Source organism: Nocardia sp. PE-7, assembly GCF_030486425.1.
GTDB classification, from domain to species: Bacteria; Actinomycetota; Actinomycetes; order Mycobacteriales; family Mycobacteriaceae; genus Nocardia; species Nocardia salmonicida_A.
Genome location: NZ_CP129614.1, coordinates 4,361,788 through 4,375,915 on the forward strand (window position 1 = coordinate 4,361,788; position 14,128 = coordinate 4,375,915).

16 protein-coding genes are annotated in these 14,128 nt (G+C 69.2%); 5 read left to right on the plus strand and 11 right to left on the minus strand.

Features of this window, described 5'->3' with window-relative positions; all coding sequences use genetic code 11:
- Positions 1–24: 24 nt before the first annotated feature.
- Complete coding sequence (locus QX204_RS20670; protein WP_301901601.1) at positions 25–846, minus strand: acyl-CoA thioesterase; 822 nt, start codon at positions 844–846, stop codon at positions 25–27.
- 79 nt (positions 847–925) lie between these two features.
- Here QX204_RS20670 and QX204_RS20675 point away from each other — a divergent pair, with 79 nt between their 5' ends.
- The gene (locus tag QX204_RS20675) at positions 926–1,534 is read left to right on the plus strand and encodes a nucleoside/nucleotide kinase family protein (RefSeq protein WP_301901603.1); all 609 of its coding nucleotides are present in this window, start codon (positions 926–928) and stop codon (positions 1,532–1,534) included.
- A gap of 82 nt (positions 1,535–1,616) precedes the next feature.
- On the opposite strand, the gene QX204_RS20680 is transcribed toward QX204_RS20675, so the two are convergent.
- The 3 genes from QX204_RS20680 to QX204_RS20690 all read right to left on the minus strand — a co-directional run bounded on the left by QX204_RS20680 (position 1,617) and on the right by QX204_RS20690 (position 3,911).
- Positions 1,617–2,114, minus strand: a complete 498-nt coding sequence (locus QX204_RS20680; protein WP_301901604.1) for a WKL family lipoprotein — start codon at positions 2,112–2,114, stop codon at positions 1,617–1,619.
- A gap of 177 nt (positions 2,115–2,291) precedes the next feature.
- The gene (locus tag QX204_RS20685) at positions 2,292–3,080 is read right to left on the minus strand and encodes an inositol monophosphatase family protein (RefSeq protein ID WP_301901605.1); all 789 of its coding nucleotides are present in this window, start codon (positions 3,078–3,080) and stop codon (positions 2,292–2,294) included.
- Between the two features lie 96 nt (positions 3,081–3,176).
- Positions 3,177–3,911, minus strand: coding sequence for a sulfite exporter TauE/SafE family protein (locus QX204_RS20690; RefSeq protein ID WP_301901606.1), 735 nt, complete (start codon positions 3,909–3,911; stop codon positions 3,177–3,179).
- A gap of 175 nt (positions 3,912–4,086) precedes the next feature.
- Here QX204_RS20690 and QX204_RS20695 point away from each other — a divergent pair, with 175 nt between their 5' ends.
- A complete protein-coding gene (locus QX204_RS20695; protein ID WP_301901607.1) occupies positions 4,087–4,881 on the plus strand; it encodes a hypothetical protein in 795 nt (264 codons plus the stop codon).
- Positions 4,882–4,899: 18 nt separating this feature from the next.
- Here the strand turns inward: QX204_RS20695 and QX204_RS20700 are convergent, their stop codons facing one another.
- Positions 4,900–5,514: a hypothetical protein gene (locus QX204_RS20700; protein WP_301901608.1), complete on the minus strand. Its 615-nt coding sequence runs from the start codon at positions 5,512–5,514 to the stop codon at positions 4,900–4,902.
- 139 nt (positions 5,515–5,653) lie between these two features.
- Here QX204_RS20700 and QX204_RS20705 point away from each other — a divergent pair, with 139 nt between their 5' ends.
- Both QX204_RS20705 and QX204_RS20710 read left to right on the plus strand, forming a co-directional pair.
- Positions 5,654–6,817, plus strand: coding sequence for a sensor histidine kinase (locus QX204_RS20705; RefSeq protein WP_301901609.1), 1,164 nt, complete (start codon positions 5,654–5,656; stop codon positions 6,815–6,817).
- Positions 6,814–7,470 (plus strand): response regulator, encoded by a 657-nt coding sequence (locus tag QX204_RS20710; protein WP_301901611.1) that lies wholly within the window; start codon positions 6,814–6,816, stop codon positions 7,468–7,470. Before QX204_RS20705 ends, QX204_RS20710 begins: the two co-directional genes overlap by 4 nt.
- Positions 7,471–7,504: 34 nt before the next feature.
- Here QX204_RS20710 and QX204_RS20715 read toward each other — a convergent pair whose 3' ends face one another.
- Positions 7,505–8,077: a TetR/AcrR family transcriptional regulator gene (locus tag QX204_RS20715; protein ID WP_301901612.1), complete on the minus strand. Its 573-nt coding sequence runs from the start codon at positions 8,075–8,077 to the stop codon at positions 7,505–7,507.
- A gap of 107 nt (positions 8,078–8,184) precedes the next feature.
- Here QX204_RS20715 and QX204_RS20720 point away from each other — a divergent pair, with 107 nt between their 5' ends.
- Positions 8,185–9,012 carry an SDR family NAD(P)-dependent oxidoreductase gene (locus tag QX204_RS20720; RefSeq protein WP_301901613.1) on the plus strand — a complete coding sequence of 276 codons (828 nt, stop codon included), beginning with the start codon at positions 8,185–8,187 and terminating at the stop codon, positions 9,010–9,012.
- A gap of 93 nt (positions 9,013–9,105) precedes the next feature.
- Here the strand turns inward: QX204_RS20720 and pdxS are convergent, their stop codons facing one another.
- From pdxS to pgsA, 5 genes are all read right to left on the minus strand, one after another.
- Complete coding sequence (gene pdxS, locus QX204_RS20725; RefSeq protein ID WP_056810852.1) at positions 9,106–10,026, minus strand: pyridoxal 5'-phosphate synthase lyase subunit PdxS; 921 nt, start codon at positions 10,024–10,026, stop codon at positions 9,106–9,108.
- A gap of 333 nt (positions 10,027–10,359) precedes the next feature.
- The gene (locus tag QX204_RS20730; RefSeq protein WP_301908052.1) at positions 10,360–11,406 is read right to left on the minus strand and encodes an NUDIX hydrolase; all 1,047 of its coding nucleotides are present in this window, start codon (positions 11,404–11,406) and stop codon (positions 10,360–10,362) included.
- Positions 11,406–12,530 carry a glycosyltransferase family 4 protein gene (locus QX204_RS20735; RefSeq protein ID WP_301901616.1) on the minus strand — a complete coding sequence of 375 codons (1,125 nt, stop codon included), beginning with the start codon at positions 12,528–12,530 and terminating at the stop codon, positions 11,406–11,408. Before QX204_RS20735 ends, QX204_RS20730 begins: the two co-directional genes overlap by 1 nt.
- Complete coding sequence (locus QX204_RS20740; protein WP_301901618.1) at positions 12,527–13,450, minus strand: phosphatidylinositol mannoside acyltransferase; 924 nt, start codon at positions 13,448–13,450, stop codon at positions 12,527–12,529. The genes QX204_RS20735 and QX204_RS20740 overlap by 4 nt, the downstream gene beginning before the upstream one ends.
- Positions 13,447–14,124, minus strand: coding sequence for a phosphatidylinositol phosphate synthase (gene pgsA, locus QX204_RS20745; protein ID WP_301908053.1), 678 nt, complete (start codon positions 14,122–14,124; stop codon positions 13,447–13,449). Before pgsA ends, QX204_RS20740 begins: the two co-directional genes overlap by 4 nt.
- Positions 14,125–14,128 lie beyond the last annotated feature (4 nt).

Here is a 14,128-nt window from a genome sequence, read left to right on the forward strand (position 1 = left end):
CGCCCGATGTGGGCCCGCTCACGCTCACTTCTGGCGGGGCGTGCGGATCAGACCCTCCTGAACGACAGCGGCGACCAGGTTGCCCTCGCGGTCCCAGATCTTGCCGCCGGTCAGCGCGCGACCGAAACCGGCCGAGGGGGAGGACTGGTCGTAGAGCAGCCATTCGTCGGCACGGAACGGGCGCAGGAACCACATCGCGTGGTCGAGCGACGCGTTCTGGGTCGGTTCGTCGGGGTGGATCACCTTCGACGAGCCGAGCAGCGTCATATCGCTCATGTAGGCCAGCGTGCAGACGTGGAACATCGGGTCGTCGGGCAGCGGGTGCCGGTACCGGAACCACACCTGCTGCGGGGAGACGGCGCCGTCGCGCGCGACGACCTGCTCCTGCGGGACCGTGCGGATGTCCCAGTGCTCCCATTCCCGCATGGCCCACAGCCGCTCGGGGGTCATGGTCACGCTGGCGTCGGGCAGATCGTCGGGACCGTCGACCGAGGGCATCACGTCCTGGTGTTCGGGCCCTTCGTCACCGTGGTGGAACGAGGCCGACATCGTGAATATCGCCTGCCCGTCCTGCACGCCGGTAACCCGCCTGGTGCAGAACGACCGGCCGTCGCGGATGCGTTCCACCAGGTAGACGGTGGGTTCCTCCGGATTGCCCGGTCGCAGGAAGTAGCCGTGCAGGGAATGCACCTGGAAGCTGCGATCGACGGTACGGACCGCCGAGACCAGCGCTTGCCCGGCCACCTGACCGCCGAAGGTGCGCGGTAGCTGAGACTCCGTGGAAGCACCGCGGAAGATGTCGCGCTCCAGTCGCTCGATCGCGAGCGCCTCTTCGATTGTCGCCATGCGCTCGAGATTATCGCCTTGCCGACCGGGCGGTATGTCCGGCTCTGCGCAGCGGCCCGGAATTTGCTGAGATGGTCCGGTGCCGACGTTCACTCCCACCTCCCCCGCCGCCCTCGCCCGGCTCGTCGCCGACCGGCTCGTGGAACTGCCGGGGCGACGGCTGCTCGCGGTGGACGGCGCCGATGCCGCGCTGCCCGCCGAACTCGCCCGCCGGATCGCGCAGACGCTCGCGGATCGGGGCCGATCGGCGGCGGTGGTGTCGGTGCACGACTACGTGCGCCCCGCGTCGCTGCGCATGGAATACGGGCGCGATGACGAATGGTCTTATCGCACAGCATGGTTCGACTACGAGGCGATACGGCGCGAGATCGTGGACGCGATGCGCGCCGAGGGGCGCTGGCTGCCCGCGCTGTGGGACGAGCAGCGAGACAGGTCCGCCCGGGCGGCGATCCGCACGGCGCAGGCCGATCTGGTGCTGGTGCTCGCCGGGCCGATGCTGCTGGGTCGCGGTCTGGATTTCGATCTCACGGTCCGCTTGGAGCTCAGTGCGCAAGCGGCGCTGCGACGCACGCCCGCCGAGCAGCACTGGACGTTGCCCGCTGTGCGCGATCACACCGCCGACAATCCCGAGGAAGCGACATGGACCGTTCGCTGGGATCATCCCGATCGGGCGGCGCTGCGCGGCTGAGCGCGCCGAACCCGAGGCGGACCGGGCACGCCGATGCGAAAGCCCCGTCCGCGAAGAGCGAACGGGGCTTCGGCGAGAACGATCAGGCGCAGGCGACCGAGGTCTGGCCCAGGTTGGTCAGCATGGTGCAGGCCCACGACTTCTGGACCTTCCACTTGCCCTCTTCGGCTACGAAGGGCACGTCGACGACATTGGTCTGGCCGTTGACGGTGAAGTTGGCCTTGGCGTTGACGCTGTCGCCGAAGGAGGTCACCTCGGTGACCTGCACCTGGACGTTGTTGTCCTGCACGGCCTGTGCCAGGCGGTTCGGCAGCTCGGGATCGGCCTCGATGCCCTGGACGAAGTCCAGCTTCTGGTCGTTGGGGACCGCCGGATCCAGCGCGGTGCCGAGCTGTGCGTTGAGCTGCTCGACCGTCGGCACGGCGGGCAGGTTCGCGGCTGCCGAAGCCTGAGCCTTGGCGCTGGTGGTGGTTTTGGCGGCGGGCTTGTCGCCCTTGTCGTCACTGCACGCACTCAGGCCGAGGGCGGCGACCACAGCCAGTCCTGCGATCGCGACTCGTCCGGTCCTACGAAACTTCATCCACTCGTCCTTACGTCGGGTCGGAATCTCGCCCTCTGGGCGACGGCGTCGTACCGGCGCCACTCAGCGCAGGCCTCGATGCCACGGCCCCGGACGCTACCCAGCGATGTTGAGGAAACTCTGAGATACACACAACATGAGTGTGTGAGAAGCATCTGATTGTGATGCACCCCAGTGCTACCCGGCGCGCAGACCTGCCACCGCCTCGACCAGTCGGGCATGGGTCGGCGCGTCCGCGGCCGCGATCAGTCCGTGTGGTGCGGTGTGCAGCGGTTGCCCGGCGAGGCCGGTGACCACGCAGCCCGCCGCCTGGCACACCGCGATCGCGCTGCTGAAATGCACGCTGTCGCGGAGATCGCCGCCGGTGAGGTAGGCGGCCCGCCGTCCCGCCGCGACCCAGACGAGAGCCAGGGAGGTCGACAACACCCGCGGATGGAATTCGCCGGCGAAGCCTTCGGCGTCGAATAATCGTGCCGGGGTCGACCAGGGGAACGGGTGGTCGAGGTCGACATCGACGAGGCGACTTCCCGCTTGCGGCCGCAACGGCTCGTCGCGCCCCTCGGCGCGTAGGAACGCACCCTCCCCCGCTGTCCAGAACACTTCCTCGGCGAACGGGTCGGCGGTGGCCGCCGCCGTCACGGTGTCGCCGACGCGCAGGGCGACATTGACCGCCACGAGCACGGTGTCGACAGCGAAATTCCTTGTGCCACAAAGTGGATCGACAAACCACGTGCGGTCGCTACGAGCCGGACCGGTGACTCCCGATTCCTCGGCGACGAACCGGTCGCCCGGGCAGGCGGTCGCGAGGACATCGAGGATGGCTTTCTCGGCCGCGATATCGGCCTGCGTGGCGAAGTCGTCGCCCTGTTTGGCGTAGCGGGTGAGCGGAGCGTGGAACGCCGACCGAATCACTGCCGAAGCGACTTCTGTTGCGTGGATGGCGATTTCACTATCTGAGCGGTGCACCGTCTCCAGGCTACGGACCACACCGCCTCTCGGCAGCTGAAACAGCGGCCGGGAGGGGCACAGACGCGCAACGGTTCTCGGCTGCCCCAGGGACGGTTATCGAGCCAGGTACACGGCGAGACCGAGTCCGCAGATCCCGACCGTCACCCGCAAGACGCTCGGCGGGATCACTTTCACCACCGGTGGGCCGCACCAGCCACCTGCCAGCGCACCCGCACCGAGAGCCAGCGCCGCACCCCAGTGCACCGGTCCGAAGGCCGCGAACCCGATCGCGGCGACCAGGTTCGCGATGCCGAGCAGGAAGCTCTTGAGAATCGAGGCGCTCCAGAGGGATTCGGAGGTGCACAGCAGCATCATCGACAGGTAGATCACCCCCGCGCCCGCGCCGAAATACCCGCCGTACACCGACGTGAGCAGGATGCCGACCGGCACGATCCAGGGTGCGCTGAGCTCACCGATGTGGCGGCGCACCAGTGGTTGCACCAGCAGCGCGATCGAGGCCATGGCTACCAGGAACGGCACGACCACCTCGAACGCGCCGTCCGGGGCGACCAGCAGGGCGAGCGCACCGAGGAGCCCACCCAGCGCCGACAACACCGCCCAGCGCACCAGCGTGGACCCGCGTCCGACGAGTTCGCGTCCGGAATTCGCGGTCGCCCCGACCCCGACGGCGACCATGGCGACAGTGTTGGTGACATTGGCCGCGACGGGCGTCAGACCGGCGGCAAGCAGCGCCGGATAGGAGACGATCGAGGCCATCCCGGTGACGAAACCGATCAAGCCGGTGAAGAATCCCGCGACGACCAGCAAGGAGAAGTCGAGCGCGGTCACGGACCGACTGTACGGTACGCCCAGTTGGCAGCAAATCCTGGGCCAATCGACGCCGACATCGCGGAACGACGCGCCTGCGAGGGCACAGCGCACGGCGCAGACGCGGCCCACAGCGCCCACCGGCGCCGGGATCACTCCGACGCGCCGAAGGCCGTGCCAGGATGGCGGGGTGCAGATGACGACTTTCGAGCCGGGCGAACCACCCGTTCGACGTAACCGGCTGGACTCCAACACCGTTGCCCGCCTCGACGACGTCACCACCTTCGCCCAACTGCTCGACGCGTTGGAGCTGGTCCGCATGGACCATCCCGACGCGCGGATCCTGTGCACGCTCGACGATCTCGGCCAGTGCGCCTACACGAGCATGCACGCCACCCTCGGACTCGTGGAAGGCGACGGCGGCGGCCACGACGACCCGGACGATCCCGCCGCCACCCACCACGCGGAGAACGCCACGGTCGCCCGGATCGCCGCACTGCTCGACACCCCGTCCGCGCGCGTCCCGTGGGAATCCCTGCGCGACACCCGCAACGCGTCCGAGGACGAACTCGCCGCGCTCGTCGCCGCCAACCGCTGCCCCGACCGCGTGGTCGACGACGTCGTCCTGATCCAGCGCGTCCCGGTGGACCGCGACGACCTCGCCATCGCCGGCATCCCGAACGGGTACTTCGCCGACGACTGGAGCACCTACGACAACCACACCGTCATCCGCCGCATGACCCGCCACGGCTACCGCCACATCGCCATCGGCGCGTCCCTGCTCGCCTTCGCCCGCCCCACCGCCCCCACCCCCGAACAGGCCGCGGCCTTGGTCACCGACCTGACCCACCTCTACGGCTCCCCCACCGCCATCGCCTGGCACGAGCTGGCCGTTCTCCTGCCCACCCAGCGCCAGCTCATCCTCGGCTACGCCGAGAACTTCGCCGACGCCCTCACCACCGATACCGAAGGCGCGGCGGGTCAGCCGTAGGCCGCGCCCCTGGTAGCGCTATCGCGCCGGATCGGGTGTCGGCTGCCACGCGCGAGCCGTAGCCGCCGCGTTCACTGTCACGCTCGACCACACGGCCCAGGCCAGCCACACCATGCCGAATCCGGCCGCGATGTGTCCGGCACGGACCAGCGTCACCGGGAGCAGGAAGGTCAGGCAGAGCACGGACAGGCCCGCGGTGTAGAGGATCGCCGCGCCGCGCGGGACCGCCGCGCTACGCAGCAGCGCGGCGCCGAACAGCAGCGTTCCGCTCAGCGCGAGGACCGCGGTGGCGAGAAAGGCGAATTTCGCCGGGCTGGTGAGCAATTCGTCGACCACCGGCTCGTCCAGATAGACCAGCACGAAGTTCATGGCGAAGGCGATTCCCGCGAAATAGCCGAAGCCCAGGAATTGCACGACGAAGGCGAGTGCCCCGAATCGGCCGAGCCGCTGGTGCAGCAGCGCGTACAACGCCACCAGCAGACCGATCCCGAAGGGGACGGATGCCCCGTTGAGAACCTGGGTGAGCGGTACCTTGCCCGCGGCGATCAGTTCGATCACGCCCGCCGCAGCGATAGCCCCGCCGCAGAGGAACCCGGAGATGCCGCCCAGTCGCAGTAGTGCTCGTGTGTCCATGTCGAAATCCCTTCTCGATGTCGAGCTCGACGGTAGGAATCCGGTGGTCACGGCGGTAAGTGCCGGGCGACCCATGACCTTCGGCCACAATCGCCGTGCGACCGTGGCCGTGCGGCGGATCTCCCCCTACGCTCAGCGCATGCATCGACCGCGCGCACTGACCTGGGTCGCGTGCTTCCTCTATGTCTCCGTGCTGGTCGCCGGGTTGGCCGTCGCCTCGACCGGGCCTGTCGACCCTGTCCGGTCGAGCGCGTTCGCCGGGGTCCTCGTGCTCGCGGGAGGGCTGGAGATCGCCGCAGGTCGGTTCACCCGGTCGACGACCCTCGCGATCGCCGGGCTGGTCGTCCGCGCCGTGCTGTACACGGTGATCACCGTGCTCGACAGCAGCGGCAATGCGAAGGTCCTGTTCGTCTTGCTGCCGCTCACTGCCTATTTCACCGTCGGGCATCGTGTCGCCTACGCACTCGCCGGTAGCGGTCTGCTCCTCGCCGGGATCATCGTCCTCGGGCGACCGGCGCTGCGGGCGGATCCCGAAGCGCTCTCGGATCTGCTGATGTTCACGATCGGCGTCGTTTTCGCCCTCGCGATCGCGGTGATCGCCGAGCGCGAGGAAACCGGGCGGCGGCGCGCCGAATCCCTGCTCACCGAACTGTCCGACGCGCACGCCCGGCTCCGGGAATACGCCGACCAGGCGGTCTCCCTCGCCACCGTCGCCGAACGAACCCGGGTGGCCCGCGATATCCACGACAGCGTCGGCCACCATCTGGTGGTGACCGCGATCCAGCTGGAGAAATCAGCCGCCTACCGGCCGTTGGACCCCGATGTCGCCGACCGGGCTCTCGCCGAAGGGCGTCATTGCACGCGCCTGGCTCTCGACGAGGTGCGGCGCGCGGTCGGCGCCCTGCGCGCCGACGACACGCAGTTCACCCTCGCCACCGCGTTGCGAGCGCTAGCGACCCGGCTCGACGACACCGGCTTCGCCGTGTCCCTCGACCTCACCGGCACCGAGGACACCGTCGGCGAACCCGTCCGCCTCGCCCTGTACCTCGCCGCGCAGGAAGCGCTCACCAACGCTCGCCGCCACTCCGGCGCCACCGCCGTCGCGGTCCGCGTCGACCTCACCGCGAGCACCGGCGTCCTCGATATCGCCGACAACGGAACAGGTTTCGCGCCCGGCGCGACGGAAGGGCAGGGACTGTCCGGAATGCGTGAACGCCTGGGCCTGGTGGGCGGCGAGGTGCGCATCACCTCCGGTCCCGACGGAACTCGTCTGCTGGCCACGATCCCCGTGGCGGGGCGATGAGCGGACGCGATCCCGATGGGTCGGGCATCGCCCCGAAGGTCCGCGTGCTGATCGCCGACGACGAGCGCCTGGTTCGCGAAGGGATCGCCGCGTTGCTCGCCCTGCAACCCGGCATCGACGTGCTCGGCGCGGCCGAAAACGGTTCCGAGGCTGTCGAACTCGCGACCGCGCTGGATCCGGATGTGGTGCTGATGGATGTCCGCATGCCAGAAATGGACGGCGTGGAGGCAGCCACCAGGCTGCGCGGGCGGGTCACCGTGTTGATGCTCACCACCTTCGACGACGACGGTTACATCGTCGCGGCCTTGCACGCGGGCGCGTCCGGCTACCTACTCAAGGATCTCCCCGCCGCCGAGCTCGCCCAGGCGATCCGCCTCGCGCACGCGGGCGTCGACCAGTACTCCGCCGCCGTCACCGCGCGCCTGGCCGCCATGGTGCGCTCCCGTATCCCACGCCCCACCATCGACCTCACCGGCCGCGAAACCGAGGTCCTTCGCCTGCTCGCCGCCGGCGCCGCCAATCGAGAGATCGCCCGGACCCTCTACCTCAGCGAGGGCACCGTGAAGAACCACGTCTCGAGCATCCTCCAACGCCTGGGCGTCCGCGACCGCACCCAGGCCGCGATCTACGCCCACGAACAGGGAATCCTCTGAGCCACCACCGCGATCGCCTGCCTACCGATCGCGATCAGGTCAGGGCGTTCACCATGCGGGCCGCGAGCACCCGGGTCCGGTCGAACGGGGCCGCGCTCACGGCGGGCGTGCCGATCACCGAGCGCAGGACCCCGAGGCCGATCAGCAGCGCTCCGATCAGCTCCGCGCGCAGGTGCGGGTCGGGTCCGTCGAGTCGGTCGGCGAATTCGCTCAGGTAGCCGTCGCAGAGTTGGGCACGGAGCTGATCGCGCACGTCGTCGTGGCCTGCCGATCGGAGCATGGCCAGCAGCGGGTGTTCGCCGCCGTACTGCGACCAGTCCTGATACACGACGTCGTGGAGCAGGGCGTCGGCGATGCTGACGACCGGCCGGTGCGGATCCGCGGCCACTCCGGTCGGGATCTCCATGTGCATCGCCTCGGCGTAGAGCCGCTTCTTGGAACCGAAGTAGCGCGATACCAGGGCGGGGTCGACGCCGACCTCGGCGGCGATCTCACGCAGGCCGGTGCCGTCGAAACCCTGTGCGGCGAAACGGATGCGCGCGGCATCGAGCAGCGCGGCGCGGGTGGCCGCGCGATCGCGGCGACGTGGTTCAGGCTTCGGTTCCATGAAGTCATGCTAAGTCATCAGATGTTGACTTGGCAGTGTCCCCGTTTCTAGCCTCGAGATATCGGCCGATGACACAGACCACAGTGATTCGAGGAGAACGGGATTCGATGCGCACATATGTCATCACCGGCGGCACCGACGGCATGGGCAAGGGGCTCGGCCTACATTTTCTGCGACGCGGCGACCGGGTGATCGCCCTGGCCAGCGGTGCCGCCAAAGGCGCGGCGTTCGTCCGGGAGGCCGCCGCGATCGGCGCGGGCGAGCGCGCCGTGTTCGTGCGCGCTGATCTGAGCACACTGGCCGGAATGCGGACAGCGCTCGACGGGATCACCGCGCGCACCGAGGTGGTCGACGGCCTGATCTTCGGTGCGCAGCGGTTCCAGCCGCGACGTACCGAGACCGAAGACGGCATCGAGTTCACCTTCGCGCTGCACTACCTGAGCCGATATGTCCTCGGACACGGCTTGGTCGCGGCGCTGGAACGCACGAGTGCCCCGGTGACCATGAACCTCTGCGGCCCCGGCGGCCTCCCCGGCCGAATCCACTGGGACGACCTGACCCTGAGCCGAAGCTACACCGGCACCCGCGCCGCCATGCAGGCCTCGCGCGCCAACGACCTGCTCGGCATCGCCTTTCCCCAGCGCTACCCGACCGCGCGCACCCGCTACGTGCTCTACAACCCGATGATGGTGCGCACCGCGATGGCCGACCCCCTGCCCGCACCCCAGCGAATCCTGACCAAGGCCGCGGGATTCGTCTTCGGCCGATCGGTCGACCAGTCGGTGCCGCCGATCGCCCGGCTGCTCGACGAACCGCCCGCGGATCCGGTGAGCGCCTTCCGGCTCCGGACCCGACTCCCCTTGACGCGCAAGGACTTCGACCCGGACAACGCGATCCGCCTCGACGCCTTGACCGCCGAACTCCTGCGGCGCTGAGCCTCGCCCGAAAAGCGCCTCGGCGGGCGTCGCGATCATCACGACGCCCGCCGAGGCGAATTCTTCAGTGCCCGAACGGTTTCGGGCCCGCGATCACCAGCCGCGCTCGGCCAGACGGTGCGGCTGCGGGATCTCTTCGACGTTGATGCCGACCATGGCCTCGCCCAGGCCACGCGAGACCTTGGCCAGCACGTCCGGGTCGTCGTAGAAGGTGGTGGCCTTGACGATGGCGGCGGCGCGCTGTTCGGGGTTGCCGGACTTGAAGATACCCGAGCCGACGAACACGCCTTCGGCGCCGAGCTGCATCATCATGGCGGCGTCGGCCGGGGTGGCGATGCCGCCGGCGGTGAACATCACGACCGGGAGCTTGCCGGTCTGGGCGACCTCACGGACCAGCTCGTAGGGCGCCTGAAGTTCCTTGGCGGCCACGAAGAGCTCGTCCTCGGACAGCGAGGTCAGGCGACGGATCTCGCCGCGGATGGTGCGCATGTGGGTGGTGGCGTTGGACACGTCGCCGGTGCCCGCCTCGCCCTTCGAGCGGATCATGGCCGCGCCCTCGGTGATGCGGCGTAGCGCCTCACCCAGGTTGGTGGCGCCACAGACGAAGGGGACGGTGTAGTTCCACTTGTCGATGTGGTTGGCGTAGTCGGCGGGGGTGAGGACCTCGGACTCGTCGATGTAGTCCACGCCGAGGCTCTGCAGGATCTGCGCCTCGACGAAGTGGCCGATGCGGGCCTTGGCCATGACCGGGATGGAGACAGCGGCGATGATGCCGTCGATCATGTCCGGGTCGCTCATCCGGGACACGCCACCCTGGGCGCGGATGTCGGCGGGCACCCGCTCGAGCGCCATCACGGCCACGGCGCCGGCGTCTTCGGCGATCTTGGCCTGCTCGGCGTTGACCACATCCATGATCACGCCACCCTTGAGCATCTCGGCCATGCCGCGCTTCACGCGGGCGGTGCCGACGGTGTTGGTGGTCTCAGGCGTAGTCACGAATGTCTCCTGTGTCATGGGCGCCAATCAAGTCGCTCGGGTTCGGTCACCGTCGATTCTAGAACTGCCCGAATTCGGCCTTCATAGCCAGTTGAGCACCACTGGCCTTGTCACGACCAGCGACAATGCGAACTCCACCCCCAGCTGGCCTGGTCCGAGGACACCGCCGGGCCCCGACGTGATTCACCACACGTCGATGCCGCCGTCGTCCGACGCCGGATTACGCGCCCGCGCCGAGCACCCTCCGACGGCGTTCAGGCCGGACGGCTACCTTCTCGACGCCTCCGCGGAATTCACGCCCTCCCGTGAACAACGGCAGGGCGCGGCCGCACGGGGTCATCCGCGTGCGCGTCAGCGAATGGAGCGGACCACGTGCTCGGTCTCGCCCTCGGCCGCGCTGACGGCCTCGACGAGCAACTCGTCGAGGTGGTACGGGTACACCGCTTCGCCCGCGGCGTCGAGCGCGCGGATGTCGTCGGCGGTGCACCAGCGGTGATCGGTGATCGTGCGACGTTCCAGGGCGGTGAGGTCGGCCGGGCGCCAGTGGAAACCCGGTGAGCGCAGAGTGAAGAACAGTTCCTCGGAGCGGATCAGTTCGCCGTTGAACGGGAACACCGCCACGCGTCGCCACAGCGGGCCGCGCAGCGACGCGGGGTCGACGCGCTGACCGGTTTCCTCGTAGATCTCGCGGACCGCGGCGTCGCGCAGGTTCTCCCCCGGTTCGACACCACCGCCGACGGTGAACCAGAAGGCGACCTCGGGGGTCATCGGGTCGTGGCCGCGCAGCAGCAGAACCCGGTTCTGCTCGTCGAGCAGCATCACCCGCGCGGAGGTGCGGGTGGTGTGCACGACGAGGCCGGTCGCGGCGGCGGGCGTCGCGCGCTCGGTGATCTCGAAATAGTCCGGCAGCGGTGCGGTACCGCCGAGGTGCAGGATGCGCACGGGCCTGCGGGTGCGCAGGGCCAGGGTGTCGCGCACGGCGTCGTTGTGGAAGCGGCGCGCGATGAGAACGCGGGCCTCGGCGTCGGCGAGTTCGGCGACCAACTGGGGTCGCAGGTGGTCGATGTCGACCAGGGACAGCGCGGCCGAGAGCTGGTTCTCGATCGTTTCCCGGTCACCGCGATCGGCGCGTTCGGCGCGGTCGGCCAGCGAGGCGAGCTGTGTGGCCCGTTCGGCCCGGCGCGGATCGGCACTCACCGGACCGGCTTCCGACATCGCCACCGCGCGGGCGACCACGGCACGACGGGCGAGTGCGGCATCGAGTGCCTGCCACGATTGATCGGAGCGAACGTGCAGCCGGTCCAGGCGGTTCGCGGTGGAGTAGGCCCACACGCCGAGGGCGAGCACGAGCAGGGCGATCAGCCCGAGAACGAGGACGGTGGTCGCGGAGAAGGTGATCATCCGGCGGCCCGCACCCGGTTGTCGCCGACGGTGACGGTCTCGTACACCCGCAGGATCTGTTCGGCCACGACCGGCCAGTCGTAGCCCGCGACCACCTGGGTGGCGGTGCTGACCAGGCGTTCGCGGGTCTCGTCGTCGGTGAGCAGGGTGTCGATGGCGGTGGCGAGCGCGGCGGAGTCACCGATCGGGGTGAGCAGGCCCGCGGTCCCGTCGCGCAGCACCCGCCGGAAGGCATCGAGTTCGCTGGCGACCACCGGGGTGCCCGCGGCCATCGCCTCGATCAGGATGATGCCGAAGCTCTCCCCGCCCAGATTCGGCGCGACGTACACATCGGCGCTGCGTAGCGCGGCGGCCTTCTCCGCGTCGGTGACCTGCCCGAGGAACCGCAGATGCCCCGCGTGCTCGCCCGCCTCGCGCCGCAGCCGGTCCTCGTCACCGCGCCCGACGATGAGGATCTCCACGTCGGGGTGGTGCTCGATGAGCGCGGGCAGCGCGCCCAGCAGCACATCCATGCCCTTGCGCGGTTCGTCGTAGCGCCCGAGGAACAGCACCGTGCGGCCCGCGCGCGGATATCCGTCGAGGGGCTCACCGCGTGCGAACGCGGACACATCGACACCGTTGGGGATCTCCACCGCGTCGGATCCCAGCGCCTCGACCTGCCAGCGCCTGGCCAGCTCGGAGACGGCGATCCGCCCGCTGATCTTCTCGTGATACGGGCGGAGCACACCCTGAAAAGTGCTGAGCACCAACGACTTCGTGGTCGAGGTGTGGAAGGTCGCCACGATCGGGCCCTCGGCGATCTTGAGCGCCAGCATCGACAGGCTCGGGGCGTTGGGCTCGTGGATGTGCAGCACGTCGAAGTCGTTGCTGTCGATCCAGCGACGGATTCGGGTGTAGGCCATCGGGCCGAACGACAATCGCGCCACCGACCCGTTGTAGGGAATCGCGACCGCGCGACCCGCCGAGACGACGAAATCGGGCAGCGGTGTGTCGTCGGATGCCGGGGCGAGCACGCTCACCTTGTGCCCGCGTTCGATGAACACCCGGGCGAGTTCGACCACATGAGCCTGCACGCCGCCGGGGACATCGAACGAGTACGGGCAGATCATGCCGATCTTCACCGCTGGCCCCCTGTGTCCTGCGCGGTGATCCGCGACAGTCGTTCGGGCGACAGGTCGCTCTCCCAGAGCGGTTGCAGCATGTGCCAATCGGCCGGATGCTCGGCGATATTGGCGGCGAACCGGTCGGCGAGCGCCTGCGTCGCGGCCGCCACGCCACCGGAAACATCCAGTGCCGGTTCGGCTTTCAGACCCCAGCCTTCGGTACCGTCCTCGTCGACGGTGAACCAGCCGTGCACCGGGACCAGCGCGGCGCCGGTCTCGATGGCCAGCTTCGCGGCGCCGCCGGGCATCCAGGTGCGCTCCCCGAGGAAGTCGACCGGCACACCCTTGCCGGTGAGATCGCGCTCGCCCATCAGGCACACGATCCGGTTCTGGCGCAGTCGCTCGGCGAGTGCGGCGAACGGCGGCTGCTCACCACCGGTCAGCGGGAACACCTCGAATCCGAGGCTCTCGCGGTAGGCGACGAACCGCTCGAACAGCGATTCCGGCTTCAGTCGCTCGGCCACGGTGGTGAAGTTGTCGTAGTGCTGCACCAGCCAGACCCCGGCCATGTCCCAGTTGCCCGAGTGCGGGAGCACCAGAATGAGGCCGCGACCCTGTTCCAGCGCGGCGTCGACATTCTCCAGGCCACCGACGTAGTAGTCGATCGCGGTGTGGTCCATCGACGGCAGCCGGAACGCCTCACGCCAGTAGCGGGCATAGGAGCGCATGCTCGCCCGCATCAGGTCGTCGGGCACCTGGTCGGCGGGCACACCGAGGACACGGGCGAGGTTGCGGCGCAACTGTCGCGGTCCGCCGCCCTTCACCGCACGATCGGCGCCGAGGTCGAAGACCTTGCGCACCAGCCCTTCCGGCGCCGAACGCACGAGACCCCAGCCCGCGGCGTAGCCCCAGTCACTCATCCGATCCTTGAGGCTCACGATGCCGATCCCTCTGCCTCGTCCGGCCGCGGCGCCGGTGGAATGACCACCCTGGCGCCGGGCGAATTGCGCACCGCGAGCACCCGCTGGAACACCGTGACGATGCTCAGCACCGCCAGCACCCACATGGCCACGTAGACGGCCCAGGTCAGCCAGTCGATCCCCCAGTGCCCGCCGATGCCGGTGAGTCCGGCGCCGACCAGGACGATGACCAGACGGTCGGGGCGTTCGATGAGTCCACCGTCGGCGGACAGGCCGCTGGCCTCGGCACGCGCCTTGGCGTAGGAGATCACCTGCGAGGTGACCAGCACGATCAAGGTCAGCGCGAACAGGTGCTCGCTGTGCTCGTGATAGACCGCCCACCAGGCGAGTCCGGCGAAGATCGCGCCGTCGGCGACCCGGTCACAGGTGGCGTCGAGGACCGCGCCGTACTTCGTGCCGCCGCCGCGGGCGCGCGCCATCGCCCCGTCGAGCATGTCGAACATGACGAACAGCCAGATGACCATCGTTCCCCAGAACAGGTGTCCGGAGGGGAACAGGGTCACCGCGGCGGCGATGGTCGCCGTGGTACCGATCAGTGTCATCGCGTCCGGGGTGAGCCCCGTCCCGACGAGCGCTTTGCCCAGCGGCGCAGTCGCTTTCGCAAACGTCTGGCGGCCGAAGAAGCTGAGCACGGTC

Coding starts and splice junctions, on each gene's coding strand:
- QX204_RS20670 (WP_301901601.1), bottom strand. CDS start 846: ATGGCGACAATCGAAGAGGCGCTCGCGATCGAGCGACTGGAGCGCGAC.
- QX204_RS20680 (WP_301901604.1), bottom strand. CDS start 2,114: ATGAAGTTTCGTAGGACCGGACGAGTCGCGATCGCAGGACTGGCTGTG.
- QX204_RS20695 (WP_301901607.1), top strand. CDS start 4,087: ATGACGACTTTCGAGCCGGGCGAACCACCCGTTCGACGTAACCGGCTG.
- QX204_RS20700 (WP_301901608.1), bottom strand. CDS start 5,514: ATGGACACACGAGCACTACTGCGACTGGGCGGCATCTCCGGGTTCCTC.
- QX204_RS20705 (WP_301901609.1), top strand. CDS start 5,654: ATGCATCGACCGCGCGCACTGACCTGGGTCGCGTGCTTCCTCTATGTC.
- QX204_RS20710 (WP_301901611.1), top strand. CDS start 6,814: ATGAGCGGACGCGATCCCGATGGGTCGGGCATCGCCCCGAAGGTCCGC.
- QX204_RS20715 (WP_301901612.1), bottom strand. CDS start 8,077: ATGGAACCGAAGCCTGAACCACGTCGCCGCGATCGCGCGGCCACCCGC.
- QX204_RS20720 (WP_301901613.1), top strand. CDS start 8,185: ATGCGCACATATGTCATCACCGGCGGCACCGACGGCATGGGCAAGGGG.
- pdxS (WP_056810852.1), bottom strand. CDS start 10,026: ATGACACAGGAGACATTCGTGACTACGCCTGAGACCACCAACACCGTC.